This window comes from Myxococcus guangdongensis, assembly GCF_024198255.1.
In the GTDB taxonomy this organism is placed as follows: Bacteria; Myxococcota; Myxococcia; order Myxococcales; family Myxococcaceae; genus Myxococcus; species Myxococcus guangdongensis.
The window spans coordinates 409,671-425,507 of sequence record NZ_JAJVKW010000006.1 but is presented as its reverse complement, the minus strand read 5'-3'; the positions used below and the strand labels follow the sequence as shown (position 1 = coordinate 425,507).

At 71.7% G+C, this 15,837-nt stretch carries 10 protein-coding genes; 5 read left to right on the top strand and 5 right to left on the bottom strand.

Going from position 1 to position 15,837, the window contains the following annotated elements; all coding sequences use genetic code 11:
• Positions 1–2: 2 nt before the first annotated feature.
• Positions 3–4,061, top strand: coding sequence for a DUF6519 domain-containing protein (locus tag LXT21_RS21095; protein ID WP_254039943.1), 4,059 nt, complete (start codon positions 3–5; stop codon positions 4,059–4,061).
• 62 nt (positions 4,062–4,123) lie between these two features.
• Here LXT21_RS21095 and LXT21_RS21090 read toward each other — a convergent pair whose 3' ends face one another.
• Together LXT21_RS21090 and LXT21_RS21085 are read right to left on the bottom strand one after the other, a co-directional pair.
• Positions 4,124–5,491, bottom strand: coding sequence for a tail fiber domain-containing protein (locus LXT21_RS21090; RefSeq protein WP_254039942.1), 1,368 nt, complete (start codon positions 5,489–5,491; stop codon positions 4,124–4,126).
• Between the two features lie 90 nt (positions 5,492–5,581).
• On the bottom strand, positions 5,582–6,313 hold the full coding sequence (locus LXT21_RS21085; RefSeq protein WP_254039941.1) for a hypothetical protein: 732 nt from the start codon (positions 6,311–6,313) through the stop codon (positions 5,582–5,584).
• Between the two features lie 90 nt (positions 6,314–6,403).
• Here LXT21_RS21085 and LXT21_RS21080 point away from each other — a divergent pair, with 90 nt between their 5' ends.
• The 3 genes from LXT21_RS21080 to LXT21_RS21070 all read left to right on the top strand — a co-directional run bounded on the left by LXT21_RS21080 (position 6,404) and on the right by LXT21_RS21070 (position 10,357).
• The gene (locus tag LXT21_RS21080) at positions 6,404–7,783 is read left to right on the top strand and encodes a hypothetical protein (RefSeq protein ID WP_254039940.1); all 1,380 of its coding nucleotides are present in this window, start codon (positions 6,404–6,406) and stop codon (positions 7,781–7,783) included.
• 65 nt (positions 7,784–7,848) lie between these two features.
• Positions 7,849–8,688 (top strand): head GIN domain-containing protein, encoded by an 840-nt coding sequence (locus LXT21_RS21075; protein WP_254039939.1) that lies wholly within the window; start codon positions 7,849–7,851, stop codon positions 8,686–8,688.
• A gap of 85 nt (positions 8,689–8,773) precedes the next feature.
• Positions 8,774–10,357 carry an SDR family NAD(P)-dependent oxidoreductase gene (locus tag LXT21_RS21070; RefSeq protein WP_254039938.1) on the top strand — a complete coding sequence of 528 codons (1,584 nt, stop codon included), beginning with the start codon at positions 8,774–8,776 and terminating at the stop codon, positions 10,355–10,357.
• Between the two features lie 9 nt (positions 10,358–10,366).
• On the opposite strand, the gene LXT21_RS21065 is transcribed toward LXT21_RS21070, so the two are convergent.
• The 3 genes from LXT21_RS21065 to LXT21_RS21055 form a co-directional block, all read right to left on the bottom strand.
• A complete protein-coding gene (locus LXT21_RS21065) occupies positions 10,367–10,963 on the bottom strand; it encodes a prolyl hydroxylase family protein (protein WP_254039937.1) in 597 nt (198 codons plus the stop codon).
• A gap of 99 nt (positions 10,964–11,062) precedes the next feature.
• Positions 11,063–12,628: a mucoidy inhibitor MuiA family protein gene (locus tag LXT21_RS21060; RefSeq protein WP_254039936.1), complete on the bottom strand. Its 1,566-nt coding sequence runs from the start codon at positions 12,626–12,628 to the stop codon at positions 11,063–11,065.
• Between the two features lie 15 nt (positions 12,629–12,643).
• A complete protein-coding gene (locus tag LXT21_RS21055) occupies positions 12,644–14,818 on the bottom strand; it encodes a mucoidy inhibitor MuiA family protein (RefSeq protein WP_254039935.1) in 2,175 nt (724 codons plus the stop codon).
• 130 nt (positions 14,819–14,948) lie between these two features.
• Between LXT21_RS21055 and LXT21_RS21050 the strand changes: the two genes are divergently transcribed.
• Positions 14,949–15,776 carry a polyphosphate kinase 2 family protein gene (locus LXT21_RS21050; protein ID WP_254039934.1) on the top strand — a complete coding sequence of 276 codons (828 nt, stop codon included), beginning with the start codon at positions 14,949–14,951 and terminating at the stop codon, positions 15,774–15,776.
• Positions 15,777–15,837: the final 61 nt, after the last annotated feature.

Here is a 15,837-nt window from a genome sequence, read left to right as displayed (position 1 = left end):
CCATGAAGGGCGATTTCAGCCGGAACACCTTCCGGCCCGCGAAGCACTACTCCACCGTGCGGATGCAGCAGGGCCGCGTCCAGCTGGACGCCGACTGGAACGAGCACGTCGACCTCCAGCAGTACCTGGACCAGACGACGCGCCGGGACGTCATCGGCCACAGCGGGACCCCCCAGGAGCCCGGCACGCCCGCCGACCAGACGGGATTCGCCCTCTTCACGCAGGGCACCCGCCCCTTCGTGCGCGCCGGGCGCTACTACGTGGAAGGCGTCCTCTGCCAGAACGAGCAGGCGGTGGCGCTGGATGCGCAGCCAGACCTCCCCGGCTTCACGCTGCCGGTGGCGAACGGGCGCTACCTGGCGTTCCTCGACGTGTGGCAACGACACGTCACCGCGCTCGAGGACCCGGAGCTGCGCGAGGTGGCGTTGGGCGGCCCGGACTCCGCCACGCGCACCCGCACGGTGTGGCAGGTGCGCCTGCTCCGGCTCACGGGCACGAACGCCTCGGGCCCCATCGAGGGCGTGCCGTGCCACACCTTCGGCACCCGGGAGTGGCTGCCCGACGAGCTGACCAGCACCGGCACGCTCGCGGCGCGCGGCGAGCCCGAGCAGGCCAGCGACAACCCCTGCATCGTCGCGGCCGAGGCGGGCTACCGCCGCCTGGAGAACCAGCTCTACCGGGTGGAGGTCCACCGCGGCAACACGGGCGGCGGCACGGCCACCTTCAAGTGGTCGCGCGACAACGGCATCCTCTTCACCCAGGTGGAGTCGGTGGATGTCCTCAACCGGCGCATGGTGGTGACGGAGCCGGGCAAGGACAGCTACCGGCGCTTCCAGCCCAACCAGTGGCTGGAGCTGACCACCGAGGAGCGCGTGCTGCGCGGCGAGCCCGGAGAGCTCATCCGCGTGGAGGCGATGACGGGCAACCGCATCACCATCGACGCGGCGACGTGGCCAGCCACGCTGCCCTCCGGCGCGCTCACCGTGCGCGGCTGGGACCACGTGGGCCCCGCGGGCGCGCTGGACATCGTCCCCGGCCCGGCGAATGACCCGTCGTTGGGGTGGACCTCGTTGGAGAGCGGCGTGCAGGTGCGCTTCACCTCGGGCCGCTACCGCACGGGCGACCACTGGCTCATCCCCGCACGCACCGTGACGCGCAACGTGCTGTGGCCCCAGGAAGGAGGACTGCCGGTCTCCGAGCCCGCCCACGGCATCCGTCACCACTACTGCGCGCTGGCCGTGCTGGAGCGCAACTCCGACGGCTGGCACGTGCACGACTGCCGCCACCTGTTTCCCCCGCTCACCGGGCACAAGACGCTGGTGTACGCGGGCGGCGACGGCCAGGAGGTGTTGCCCGCCCGTCCGCCCGCGCCGCCCAGCCGGCTCGCGAGGCCCCTGCGCGCGGGCGTGTTCAACGGGCGGATTCCCGTGGTGGGCGCGCGCGTCCAGTTCAGCGTGGTGCTGTCCGAGGGCCAGGGCACGGTGGCGGACGTGCATCTGCCGGACGACCCGGAGACCACGATGGTCGTCTACACCGACGCCAGCGGCATCGCGGAGGTCTTCTGGACGCCGGCCATCGACGGCTGGCAGACGGTGAATGACCCGCGGCACAGCCAGGTGGTGGAGGCCCGGCTGCTGGACCACGGGAACGAGGCGGTCCACGCGCCGCTGCGCTACTTCGCGAGCCTCAGCGTCGCGTCCAAGGTGGCGTACGACCCGGACGACGCGCAGGAGATCCTCAACGACACGCACACCGTCCAGCAGGCGCTGGACACGCTGAGCCGGCAGCTGGTGCTCACGTATGAGGGCGGTGACGGCCAGGAGGTGCTCCCCGGGGAGCGGCTCCCGCACCCGTTGCGCGTGGGCGTGGCCCGTCATCAGCGCCGCGCGGCGAACCAGTCGGTCCGCTTCCGCGTGCTGAGCGGCGGCAGCGGGCAGTTCAGCGGCGTGCGGCTGGCCGGCTCGAACAACCCGTGGACGGAGAGCATCGTCGTCACCACGGGCAACGACGGCATCGCCCTGGTGGAGTGGCTGCCCAACCCCAACGACGCCACCCAGCAGGTGGAGGCGCGGCTCCTGGTGTCCGAGGGCGGGCCGCTCGTCGAGGTCCACCTGCCCCTGGTGTTCACCGCGCGCCTGAGCCTGGCGAGCCGGGTGGCCTACCAGTCCGGCGGGTGCCAGACGCTGCTGAACGCGGACACGGTGCAGGAGGCGCTGGACACGCTGTGCGGCCAACGCACGTTCCTGTACCTGGGCGGAGACGGCCAGGAGGGCGCGCCCCTCCAGGAACTGCCCACGCCGCTGATGGTCGCGGTGGTGCAGGGGGAGAACCCGGTCGCCAACGCGCTCGTGCACTTCCGCACCCTCCAGGCCGAGGACGGCTCCAGGCTCCGCCCCGCGGAGGGCCCGGGCACGCCCAGCGCGTCGCTGCTGGTGCGCACCAACGCGCAAGGCATCGCCGGTGCGCTGTGGACGCTCTCGAACCTGGGGACGCAGCGGGTGTCGGCCCAGCTGGTGGAGGACGCGCAGACGCCCACGCGGCTGCCGCCCATCCTGTTCAACGCGCGCTCCACCGTCTCCGTCTCGGCCGAGCCCGCGGTCAAGGTCGCGCGCGTGGAGATGGCCAGCAACTCCGAGCTCGTCATCGAGAACGACGGCGTCGTGGAGTTCGACCCCTTCGTCGTGCTGAGCCAGGGCATCCGCATCATCTGCACCGAGGAGCTGGCGCCGCACATGGCCCCCACGGGCGCGCCGCTGCCACTCCCCCGCCCCGTCGTGTCGTTGTCGGTGGAGGTCAACTACCCGCTGACCACCCACGACTCCACCTGGTGGCGGGACCAGATGGGCCGGCTGCCGGGCATCGTCGGACATCAGACCTACGAGCTGCGCGGCGAGGCGCGCATCTTCGGCACGGACATCGTCTGGATTCCCGCGCTGGAGTCCTACCGGTGGCTGGGCCAGCTGCGCGTCTATGACACCGAGGACCGCGCCAATCCCCGCCTGCTCGTGAAGCTGCGCATCCGCGGCGGCTACATCCACTCGCGCGACGGCAGTCGCGTCCTGGACGGCGAGGTGATTTCCCGCTCGCTGGCGAAGCGCTTCGCCGCCGGACTCCCCAACCGGGGCGACGGCCGACAGGGTGGTGACTTCGAGCTGTGGTTCTGGATTCGCAGCTTCACCTTCTCACCGCCGGGAATCGCTCCGGGGACGCTGGGCCCGCGCACGCTCACCGCGTCCAGCACCGTGGCCTCCACGCTGGAGCAGCCCTGGGGGCTGGCGCGGGACGCGAAGCGGCAGGAGCTGCTCGTGGCCGACACCGGCGCCAACGCCGTGGCGCGCCTGAGCCTGGAGAGCCACACGGCGGTGGGGACGCTCGAGGAGGGACTGGAGCAGCCCACGGCCCTGGCCATGGACGCGCGGCGCGACGAGCTCTACATCGCCAACGCGGGCGGCGACTCGGTGGCCGTCTTCCGACGTGACGACCAGGGAGGCCTCCAGCCCGCGCGCGTGCTCGCCGGGAAGAAGACGGGGCTGAGCGGGCCCTTGGGCCTGGCGCTCGACGCGGAGCACCAGCGCCTCTTCGTTGCGGGCTCGGGCAAGGGCCAGGCGACGGGGCTGACGGCCGGGCCCAGGACGGGACGCGGCGCGTACCTCGCCCTCTTCGACGCGCAGGCCCAGGGCGACACGGCGCCACGCGCGCGGTGGACGGGCGAGCAGCTCAAGCTCAACCGGGCCGCGGGGCTCGCGTGGGACGCGGTCCACCAGGAGCTCTACGTCGCGGACTACGGCGCGGACGCCGTCGCCGTGTACGCGCTGGCGTCGCTCCTGGAGGCCAAGGCGGCCACCGTGAAGCCGGTGCGCATCCTCCAGGGCAAGGCGACGGGGCTGTCGCAGCCCACGGGCGTCTCGCTGGATGCCTCGGGCGAGGAGCTGTGGGTGGCCAACGCGCGCACGAACAGCGTCACCGTGTACGCGCGGGACGCGGCGGGGAACACGGCGCCGCTGCGCACCGTGGAGGCGCCCTCCGAGTCGGGCAAGGGCCTGCGGGCCGTGCTGCCCTGAACACGCGAAGGGCCCGGCGCCATGCATCGGCCCGGGCCCTCGTCGACGCAAGGCGCGTCGCCTCAGCGCGCGCGGGGCATCGCCGCCTTCAGCTCGGCCACGCTGCGGCGCAGCTCCGCCAGCTCCGCCTTCAGCGCGTCGACCTCCACGTCGCGCTCACGGAGCTGACGGGTGCGCCGCTCCAGCGCCTGGATGGCGACCATGTTGACGCCGTCGATGTCGAGCATGCCGATGCTGGTGTCATCCGTGCCCAGGCCGAACGCGGCGCGGAAGTCCTGCGCCACCGGCCCCACGTGACGCACGCCACGCGACTCCTCCTTGTAGCGCCAGCTCTCCACAGGCAGCCGCGCCACCTTCTCCAGGAGCAGCTCGCCGTCCACCGTCCGGAAGTCCTCCTTCTGGTTCCGGTCCGACGTGCAGGAGAACACGCCGGAGCCCGCCGGCAGGTTGCACCCCGTGGTCGCCGTGGCGTTGGTGCGCAGCTGGATGCCACCGGAGGCGCGCACCAGGAACTGGTGGTCGGCGGTGTTGGAGATGACGTTGGTGGACGACTGGTCCGCCCAGATGAACGAGCCCTTGAAGCCTCCCGACGAGGCCCGCTGTCCCATGGCCGTGCTGTAGTCCGCGTTCGCGTCGACGCGGTACCCCAGCGCGATGGAGCCCTGCCCCGTCGCGCTGTTGGTGTAGCCCATCGCCACCGAGGTGAAGCCGCTCGCCGTGCTCGCCACGCCGCTGGCGAAGCTCGCCGAGCCCGTCGACTGGTTCGACGAGCCGAAGCACGTCGCGACCACACCGGAGGCGACACACGCATCACCGAACGAGAAGGAGCCATACGCGCTCGCGCGGCTGTTGGCCCCGCCCGCCCAGGAGTACACCCCCACGTTGCTCTCGTCCCACTCCGCGGCGGTCACGGTGCCCGCGCGGAACGCGCCCTTCGAGGGAACCCACATCAGCCGCAGGCCCCCGCCGCTCATGGGGACCACGCCCTGCCCCAACTCCCCCCGCGCCACCAGCCCACCGGCCGAGTCGACGGAGAGCAGCGGCAACGCGGTCCAGGCCGGCGTGGTGCTCGTGTTCGTCACGCGCAGCAGCGGCACGGGCGCGGCGACAGCGGCCGTCGCGTCGACGAAGTGTCCCGCCGTCGTGGTGGCGCTGCCCGTCAGCGACAGCGAGGCCTGCTGCGGCTGCGTCCCGTTCTGGATGTAGCTCGCGCTCCCGGCCAGGGGCGCTCGCGCGTCCGTGAGCCGCGAGTCATTGCCCTCCACCACCGTGCCCGGCCCCGAGCCGTACACCACGCTGACGACGTCGCCGTCGTCCAGCCGCAACCCCGAGCCCACCTCCCAGCTCTTCGCGGCAGGCGCATCGTCCCCACACCCCTGGGCTCCCAGCGCCAGCAATCCCAGCGTGGCACACAGCACTCGCGTCTTCATGATGTCGTCTCCTGGCTCACGGCGGCCGGCCGGCGGCTGAACGCGCTCGGCTCGAAGCCTTCGCCAGGGTGTCACTTTTTCACGGCGTGCTCACCGGGCGACCGGGCGCACCGGAGGCACGCAGCGGTTCACGCTGTACGGCCGGACCCACGCGCACCACCGCGGCTGCCCTGATGAATCCCAGGAAATATCGAGGTCCGATGAATCGCCGTTTTCAATCTCACCTGCCCAGGTATCCAGGAGCTTCGAGCCTTCCTTCGGGCTCCATTGATACAGCTCGATGGGCGCCTCGCCGCGCGTCCCGGACACGATGAACGCCAGCGAGTCCCCGGGGCCGCAGGACATCCTGGGCACGGCCCGGAGCCCCCGGTGCAGCACGGCGCGCTGGGGGGCCGCGTCCTTGGCGAACCCAAAGACCTCCAGCGTGGTGCCCAGGAACCCCTGGGAGCTTCCGAAGTCCGCCAGGGGTGAGGACACCACCAGCCGCGAATCGCCGCACCACGCGCGCGTCGAGGTGTGCGGCGAGAAGCGGAGCAGCGTGTCCCCGGTGCGCAGGTCCACGAGCGAACTGGCCCCGCGCAACTGCCCGACGAGGGCCCGCGTCTTGCCCGGGCTCGCGTCGACGAAGGTGACCTGCTCGAAGCGGACCTCGCCCGCGCGCAGCACGGAGTCCGCCCGACAGGAGTTGTTCTCCCAGTCGAGCCACTCACAGGAGCGCTGGTGGGTGAGCTCCGCGGGCCCCACCTTCTCGATGCGTGGGGTTTCCTTTCGTCGGCAGCCCCCCACCGTCAGCAGCAACATCACGAACACCGCGTGGCGCATGCGACCTCGAGTCCCCGGAAGGCGGTGAAGCCTATCAGGACCGCCGCCACCAAGGATGACGACAGACGCACGTGGAGTATAAGACGCCGGATGGACGGCCTCCCGTCTCCCACCACGCGCGACCTCATCGACCCCTGGCGTCTCCCCTTCTCCTGCCTGGCCGCCGCCGTGGTGCTGGCGCTGACGCTCCAGCTCAGCAACGGCACGCTGCTGGAGGCGGCCCTGCGAGGCCTCACGCTGACGCTGGGCCTGTGCCTGTTGGCCGTGGCGGGCCCCGGCCTCTCGCGGCCGTGGGCGTGGGGTGAAGTGGCGCTCGCGCTGGGACTGGGCCTGGGGTTGCTCCTGCAGCTCCAGGTCCTCCTCACCGACTACCCGTCGTCCGCGCTCAGGCTCCAGGGGCCCTGGCCCTTCGCCCAGTTCCACGAGCGGCTGGCGGCCGCGGCGCTCATCGCTGGCGCGCTGCTGGCGGGCCCGGACTGGCTGCGCAAAATCGGCGTGCCCGCGCTCCTCGGGGTGTACCTGCTCCTGGGGCTCTGGATTCTGCGCCACGCGCCCTCGCCGCACATCGACGTGCTCGTGTTCCAGGCCCAAGGCGCGGACGCGCTGCTGCGCGGCCAGAACCCGTACGCCATGACGTTCCCCAACATCTACGGCCATGGGCACTGGTACGGCGAGGGGCTCGTGAAGGATGGGCGCCTGCTGTTCGGCTTCCCCTACCCGCCCCTGAGCCTGATGTTCGCCACCCTCGGCCGCGCGCTGGCGACGGACCCGCGCTTCGCCCAGCTCCTGGCCACCGCGCTCGCCGCCGGACTCATGGCCTGGACCCGTGGCGGTCGGCTGGGCGCGGGCGCCGCGGCGCTGTACCTGCTCACGCCGCGCGGCTTCTTCGTGCTGGAGCAGTCCTGGACGGAGCCCTTCCTGGTGCTGCTGTTGTCGGCGACGGTCTTCTGCGCCGTGCGCTTGCCTCGCGCGCTGCCGTACGTCTTCGGGCTGACGCTCGCCATCAAGCAGCACACGGTGTTCCTGCTGCCGCTGGCGCTGCTGCTCCTGCCCGAGCCCCGCCAGCAGCTCTGGGGCTTTTTGTGGCGCGCGGGCGCCACCGCGCTGGCCGTCAGCCTCCCCCTCGCGCTGCTGGACCCGAAGGCGTTCTTCCACAGCGTGGTGGCGCTGCACGTCCACCAGCCGTTCCGCGTCGACTCGCTGAGCTATCTGGCCGCCTGGGTGGCCAAGGGGCACGCTCCCCCGCCCCTCTGGATTCCGTTCGCCGCCGTGGCCGCCGTGCTGGGCCTGGGCCTGTGGCGCGCGCCCCGCACCCCCGCGGGCTTCGCCGCCGCCACCGGGCTCACCTACGCCACCTTCTTCGCCTTCAACAAACAGGCGTTCTGCAACTACTACTACTTCGTCGTGGCCACCCTGTGCCTGGCGGTGGCCGCCTCGCGCCTGCCCTCGGCGCCCACACCCGCCCGGTGACAGTTTCCCCCGCGGCCGGTGTTCCAGGTCCCGGACGCGGGCACCTGCCCGGGGGAGACACGAACATGTGGATGCGCGCGGCGGCGGTGCTGCTCACGGTGGGCGGGGTGACGGGGTGTGACGTCTACGAGCGCGGCAACGGCGACACCGTGACGGAGGCCCGGGGCGTGGAGGGCTTCGAGTCCGTGGCGTACGAGGGCAACCTGGACGTGCGCGTGCGAGAGGGCGCCACCCCCGCCGTGGAGGTGACGCTGGACTCCAACCTCCAGGACAACGTGCGCGCCTTCGTCCAGTCCGACGGGACGCTGCGCATCGAGACGGACGGCAACCTGGACCCCCAAGGCCCCGCGCACGTGGACGTCACCCTGCCGCGCCTCACCGGCGCCTCGCTCTCCGGCTCGGGCCAGGTGCGGGTGGACGGCTTCCTCGGCCAGCAGGCCGAGCACGTGCGCCTCCGCGCCGAGGGCTCCGGGAGGCTCAGCTACTGCGGCGCGGCCCGCGTGCTGGAGGCCCACCTGGAGGGCTCCGGGGAGCTGAAGGTGTGCATGCCGGAGTCGATGGTCGCCCAGGCGGTGGCGCTGCACCTGTCCGGCTCCGGCGAGGTGTCCTGGTCGGGCGCCGCCGACGCCGTGCGGGTGACGAGCGACGGCTCCGGGACGACGCGGCTCGCGGGCCGGGCCGAGCGGCTGGACACCCGCCTGTCGGGCAGCGGCGACCTGGAGGCCCGGCCCCTCGAGGCCGTCCACCTGGACGTGCGGGTGGAGGGCTCCGGGGACGTGGCAGCGAGCGTCGCGGGGGGCAGCGTGAAGGTCTCCATCGAGGGCTCGGGGGACGTGGAGCTCTGGGGGAGCGCCGCCCTGCGGGACATCGACGTGGACGGCGGCGGCCGGGTCATCTGGCACTGACGCCCGGCCGTCCCCCCTCCTTCCAGGGAGGGCCCGCGAGCGGTCCTTTCTTCGAGGCCCCCTGCCGGGATATGCACCGACGGCCATGAAGGACGCTGAGACAACCTCGCCCGCGCTCGACGCCGCCCCGCCCCCCGAAGCCCCCGCCTCGCTCGACGAGGTCCGTCGGTGCACCCGCCTCCTCGAGGCCATGGCGGACGACCGCATCCTCCTCGCCAAGCTGCCCGAGGAGGACAAGCGCGCCCTGCTCATCGCCGCCGGCCGCATCGTCATGCCGGACCGCACCGCGAAGTCCCGCCTGGAGAAGGCCCTGCGGCGCGAGAAGCGCCACGACAAGCAGGCCAAGGACCGGGAGGTGCGCGCCAGCACCCGCATCCGCACGATGCGCCGCGCCCCCATCTTCAACGCGCCCCTGCTGCCCGCCGGCGAACTCCCCGTCGAGGAGGGGCCCGAGCGGCTGCTGGAGGTGCCGCGCAAGTGCTACGTGTGCAAGGCGGAGTACCGCAAGCTGCACTTCTTCTACGACGCGATGTGCATCGAGTGCGCGGACTTCAACTACGCCAAGCGCACCCAGCGCGCGCCCTTGTCCGGCAAGGTCGCGCTCATCACCGGCGCGCGGGTGAAGATTGGCTTCCAGGCGTCGCTGATGCTGCTGCGCTCGGGCGCCACCGTCATCGCCACCACGCGCTTCCCCCAGGACTCGGCGCGGCGCTACATGCTGGAGCCGGACTTCGCCGAGTGGTCCCACCGGCTGCACATCCACGGGTTGGACCTGCGCCACGCGCCCAGCGTGGAGATCTTCGCCCGGCACATCGAGCAGACGCACGCGCGGCTGGACATCCTCATCAACAACGCGGCGCAGACGGTGCGTCGGCCCCCCGGCTTCTACGCCCACCTGCTCGAGGGGGAGCTGCGCCGATTCGAGGAGCTGCCCGAGGCGGCCCGCCCGCTGCTCGCCAGCCACCGGGCCTGCCTCACCGAGCTCAACCCCCTTCTCGGCGCGGGTGGCACGGAGCCCTCCGCGATGACCACCTCGTGGCGAAGCAGCGACCCCGCGCTGGGCATCCACTCGTCCGCCGCGCTGTCGCTCCTGCCGTACGCGCTGGAGAACGAGGGTGACACCAGCGCCCTGTTCCCCCAGGGCCGGCTGGACGCGGACGAGCAGCAGGTGGACCTGCGCGACATGAACTCGTGGCGGATGAAGCTCGCGGACGTGTCCACGGCGGAGATGCTGGAGGTGCACCTGGTGAACGCGGTGGCGCCCTTCATCCTCTGCGGCAAGCTCAAGCCGCTGATGACGCGCAACCGCACCACGCCGGGCCACATCGTCAACGTGTCCGCCATGGAGGGCAGCTTCTCGCGCGGGACGAAGACGGACCGCCACCCGCACACCAACATGGCCAAGGCCGCGCTGAACATGATGACGCTGACGTCCGCGGCGGACTACGCCAAGGACCGCATCTACATGAACGCGGTGGACACCGGCTGGGTCACCGACGAGGACCCCGCCGTGTTCTCGCAGCGCAAGGTGGAGGACCTGGACTTCCAGCCGCCCCTGGACATCATCGACGGCGCGGCGCGCATCATCGACCCCGTCACCACCGCCGAGAACACCGGCGACTACTCCTGGGGCAACTTCTTCAAGGACTACCGCCTCACCAACTGGTGAGGTGCGCCCTCAGGGCAGCGCGCGGCGGTACATCAGGTCCGTGCGCAGCACGTACTTGAGGCCGCCCGTCACCGTCGCGCCCTCGTGGTACAGGTGGTGGTTGAAGACGAGCGCCATCCCCCTGCGGGGCGCCACCGAGCGCCCCAGGTCGAGGAAGTTCGTCGCGCCGCCCTCGGCCCCGTCGTTCAGGTACACCAGGTACGTGAGCAGGCTGCGCTCGTTCCTGTCCCGAACGAAGGCGCCGTCGTAGTGCGGCGCGAAGTACTCCCCCGCCTCGTAGCGGTAGCAGCGCAGCCGCTCGTTGGCGCCGCACAGCTCCCAGGTGCGCTCCAGCCTGCGGGGCACGTGGGTGAGGATGCGCTGGTGCAGCAGGTCCGCCAGCTCCGGGTCATCGAACATCACCCGGGAGTTGTTGCGGATGTCGGGGCGCATCACCATGCCCTGCGACGTGGTGACGGGCGCGGCCGAGGGCCCCAGCGCCTCGATTCGCTCCACCAGCTCCTGACACTCCTGCTCGTTGAGCAGGTCATCGAGCGTGATGACCAGCGGGTTGGCTTCGTTCAGCGCGCGGTCCGGGTCCGGCAGCAGCAAGGACATGCGCGTCATCCAAGCGTCCTTTCCACCGGCAGGCCAGGGAAACGAGGCCGGGACGACGCCGCCCGCGGAGGAGCCACACTCCCCAGGATGGCTCCTCCGCGAGCGTCCCTACAACCCTCCGCTGACGTAGCTGGAGGGCGCGTCCACGTGGAAGACGAGCTCCAAGGTCCTCGTCTCCGCGGGCGCGAGCGCCACCTGCCAGGTGGCGATGCCTTCGTCCTTCGTCAGTGAGAGGCCCGCCGTCGACTCCGGCGCCACCTCCACCTTCACGTCATCCAGCTCGGAGACGGGGATGTGCTCGGACAGCACCACCTTCTCCTCGCCCTTGCGCAGGTTGGTGAGCTGGAAGCGGTAGGCGTAGCGGAAGCGCTGCTTGCCCCCGAAGAGCCCCTGGGGACGCTTCAACTCCTCCACCGTCGTGCGCGTCACGCGCAGGGCCTCCTCGATGCCGAAGGAGAGCTCGAAGGGCAGCCCGCTCGCCACGCGCTCCAGTCGCTGACGTCCCAGAAAGCCCGTGCCCCGGAAGAGGCTGACGTCCCCCGGCAGGAGCGGGAAGGACGTGGTGTTGGCCAGCCGCGCCACGCGGAAGACCACCGGGTGCAGCTTGGGCGCCGTGCGCCACGAGAACTCCGCGGGCAGGCGGTGACGCCCCAGCACCACGCGCACCGCCACGCCATCCCCGGGCACCCGCGCCGCCTCCTCCGCCTCCCATTGCACGGACACGCCTTGTGACACCGCGCGCGGGCCCTCACCGGAGGACGTCGCCCCCTCGACGCCGCCCTCCACGTGCTGGCGCTCCTCCTGACGCGCCGTCAGCACCTGTCGCTCCTTGGGCTGCTTCAGCGCCCGGACGAGCAGCGGCGCCATCTCCGGCGGCGTCGCGTTCTTGCGCGGCAGCGCCGTGGACAGCAGGAGCTTCGCGCCCGACCAGTCCTCGCCCGTCTGCTGCCGCACCGTGGCCAGCGCCGTCAACTCCACCGTCCCCGAGGCCTCGTCCGCGCGCGCCTCGTAGCTCGGCTCCCAGGAGCTGCCGCCCACCAGATAGGTCAGCGACACCTGGGTCTTCTTCCCCTCGGGACACGACAAGCGCACCTCCACGCGGTACTCGGCGCGTGAGGCCTCCGCGTTCAGCTGGGAGAGCCGTGCGGCGACCTCGTCGCGGCGCTGCTTCAGCCCACGGCGCTTCTCCGCCAGCTCCCACGACTCCTTCACCGCGCGCATCCGCACCGACAACGCCGCGTCGAACGCCGAGGCCCACGCGCGCGTGTCCGGCTTGCGCCCCGTGAGCTCTCGCGTGACGTGGTCCACGGCCACGCTCGTGTAGCCCTCCGACAGACGCTCCAGCTCCTTCACCCGCTCGGAGGCCGCGCTCAGCGCGAGCTCCTCCTGCCCCAGCGCCTCCCACCGCGTCTTCCACTCGCGGCGCTCCGCGGAGAGCTGCTGCTCGAGCGTCTGGCGCTCGGCGGTGAGGCCCTCCAGGTCCGCGCCAGGGGCCCGCGCGCGGAAGCTCTCGCGCGAGGCGGCCTCCGGCACATGCTCGAAGACAGCGGTGGTGGCGCCACGGCACGCCACGTCCTGGGTGCGCGTGACGTGGGCCCGGTCGGGATAGACGACGACGGAGGACACCTGGGGCGCGGCGGCGAGCACCAACAGGGACAAGGGGAACAAGGTCATGGGGGCTCCTCGCGGCTACTGGATGAGCTTCCAGTTCTGGGGGCGCTTCAGGCGGTACTCGAAGGTGAGCGTCTTCTTGCTGGAGGCGGGAATCACCACGTCCCAGCGCAGCACCCCCGTCTTGGGGTCCTGGCGCGCCATGGGCTCGGTGCGCACGAGCGTGGACTCCACGTCGCCGCCCCAGCCCAGGGGCCACTGGTCCACCACCTGTGTCTGCATCGCGAAGGGATAGGGATTGGAGACCTCCAGCGTGACTTCGTACGTGTTGAGGTCGTCCTTGGAGATGAAGCCCTGCTTCGACTGCACCAGTCGCACGTCGCGCGCGGTGCGCACGGCGGGGTCCACGCCCAAGGGCAGCGTGAAGGGCTCGCCCGGGACGATGAGCGGGAGCGACGCGGTGCCGGACGGGTCGTCTCCGACGAAGAGCGTGGCGGTGCCTCCGGGCAGCGCGCTTCGCGACGGGCTCTTCAACCGCGCCACCAGGTACGCCTCCGACGCCAGCGCCGGGAAGACGCGGCGCTCCACCTGCACGGGCCACGACTCGAGGAGCAGCGGGATGGTGCGCTCGCCCTGCCCGCTGGGCACCGTCTCCGCGCGCGGCGCGGTGAAGGCCAGGTCATGTCCTCCCGCGAGCGACGCGGGCAGCTGCGAGTCCAGCGCCGGACGACTCCAGCCCGGAGGCGGCGCCAGCCCCACGTAGCGGTCCACGACGGGCTCCGGCCGCCAATTGGAGATGGGCGCCCCATGCAGCGAGAAGCCCACCCCGGTGTTCGTGCTGCCCACGTCGATGGTGGGGGGCGTGCCCACGATTTCGACGACCTCGCCCAGGCTCTCCGGGAGCAGCTCCACGTTCACCCGGAGGGTGCGCTGCATCCGCACCTGGATGTCCGAGCGGGCGTAGGGCTTGTATTGCTCCTTCTCGAACCGGAGGGTGTAGACGCCGGGCGGCAAGGGCGGGAGCCGATAGATTCCCTGTGCGTCCGTCACGGTGACCTCCTCTCCCGGCAGGCTCGGCGAGGTGGCGGTGACGACGACGTCGCTCACCGGACCTCGCGACTGGGCATCGATGACGCCGCCGAGGACGAAGGCATCACTGCCCGGCACCACCCTCGCGCTCGACGAAGGGCGGGGAGACTCCGGCGCCGAGGCCGGCTCCGTCGGCGTCGAAGCTGACCTCGGCGCCCGGGCCACCTTCTCCGGGCGGCGCGGCGGGAACTTCTCCTGGGCTCGCGTCTGGAGCTCGCGGCGCAGGTCCGCCACCACGTCCTGAGAGGCCGCGGGCATGGGCAGCGGCGGCGGCTCGCTCGGGAGCTCGTCGGTCCGCCGCGCCGTGGGGATGAAGCGCTCGACGGTGCCCAGCTTCCACGTCGTCAGCTTCGGCAGCGCGGTGAAGGTGGAGGGCAGCGCGGTGCTGAGCGTGAGGCGGGCCCGGGTCCAATCCTCGCCCGTCTCCTGGCTGACGAGGCCGGCGAAGGCCACCTGCACCCGCTGCTGCGCCGGATTCAACTGCAGCTCGTAGCGCGGGTACCAGCGCGCCTGCTGGAGCACCAGATAGGACAGGCGCACCTTCGCGGCGCCCGAGCCGGTGAGGGCCACCCGCACCTCGAAGCCGCGTGGCGAGGGCAGCTCGCCCAGACGGTTCGCGTCCACCAGGCGCTCCTCGCGCTCGTCCCGCAAAGCCTGCATGCGGGCCTCGAGCTCACGCATCCGCGCCTCGCGCTTCGTGCTCAGCTCGACGAGGAAGGCGGCGGACGCGCTCCAGCCTCCGGGCGCCAGCGCACCGCTCGCGCCGTCGGAGTCCTCCCCCGCCGCCTTCGGCTGGATGCGGCCGAGCGCGGCGACCTGCCGCTGATGCGCCTGGTGCTCGGCGGTGACGCGGGCGAGCTCGTCCCCCAGCCGGTCCAGCGTCGCGAGCAACAGCGTGGCCTCCTCCACGGGGAACGGCGGCGGCTGGGCGGGGCGCACCTCCACGGAGGCGACGCGGGCCCCTTCCGCCTCCACCTGGATGGAGCTCGGGTCCACGGCCTCCGGCAACAGGGGCAGCTCCAGGCGCTCCGCCCCCGAGAGCTGGAGCGAGGCGGTCCGCACCACCCGCGCCCGGTCGCTGTAGACGGTGACGTCGGTGATGGGCGCCTCGGTGGAGGCGTGCAGCAGGTGACTGACGGCCCAACCCAGTCCAAGAAGGAGCATGGCGCCAAGGTACGTGCCCGACTGTGCTCACATCTTCACGAAGTCATCATGACGCCCGCACGATTGCTTCAGCCCCGGACGCGCCGGATGGCACGCTGCGTCCGGACCAGGGCCTCATCGAAAGGGCGTCATGCAGCTCATCACCAGCGCGAGTCAGGGAGCCAAGGTGCGGTTGGAGAAGATCTCCACCACGCCTCCGAAGAACGAACAGAAGACCGACGCGAAGGCGGAGTTCGAGTCCCTGGGCGAGGAGATGTTCGACCTCCAGGACCTGATGTGGGGCTCGCGGCTCAACTCGGTGCTCATCGTCCTGCAGGGCCGCGACACCGCGGGCAAGGACGGCACCATCAAGCACGTGGTGGGAAGCCTCAACCCCCGGGGTGTCTCCGTCGCGTCGTTCGCGGCCCCCACGCTCGAGGAGCGCGAGCACGACTTCCTCTGGCGCATCCACCGCCACACCCCGCGCCTGGGTGAGTTCTCCATCTTCAACCGCTCCCACTACGAGGACGTGCTCGCCGTGCGCGTGCACCAGCTGGCGCCCCAGGCCCTCTGGAAGGAGCGCTACGGCCACATCCAGGACTTCGAGGAGATGCTCGTCGAGCACGGCACCATCGTCCTGAAGTTCTTCCTCCACATCAGCCGCGAGGAGCAGGAGCAGCGCCTGCTGGACCGGGAGAAGGAGCCGCGCAAGGCGTGGAAGATCAGCGCCGGGGACTGGGAGGACCGCAAGCACTGGGCGGACTACACCCGGGCCTATCAGGACGTCTTCGCGCGCACCGCCACGAAGCAGGCCCCGTGGACCATCGTCCCCTCCGACTCGAAGTGGTACCGCAACCTCGTCGTGGCCCGCGCCGTGGTCGCCGCGCTCCGGCCTCACCGGGAGCGCTGGCAGGAGCGGCTGGACCAGCTGGGCGCGGAGAAGAAGGCCGAGCTCAAGGCGTGGCACCGCAAGCGGTAGCCCTCCCCCCCGCCGGGAGGCCCGCACGCAGACGCGCTCCACGCTGCCTCCGAGGACCTCC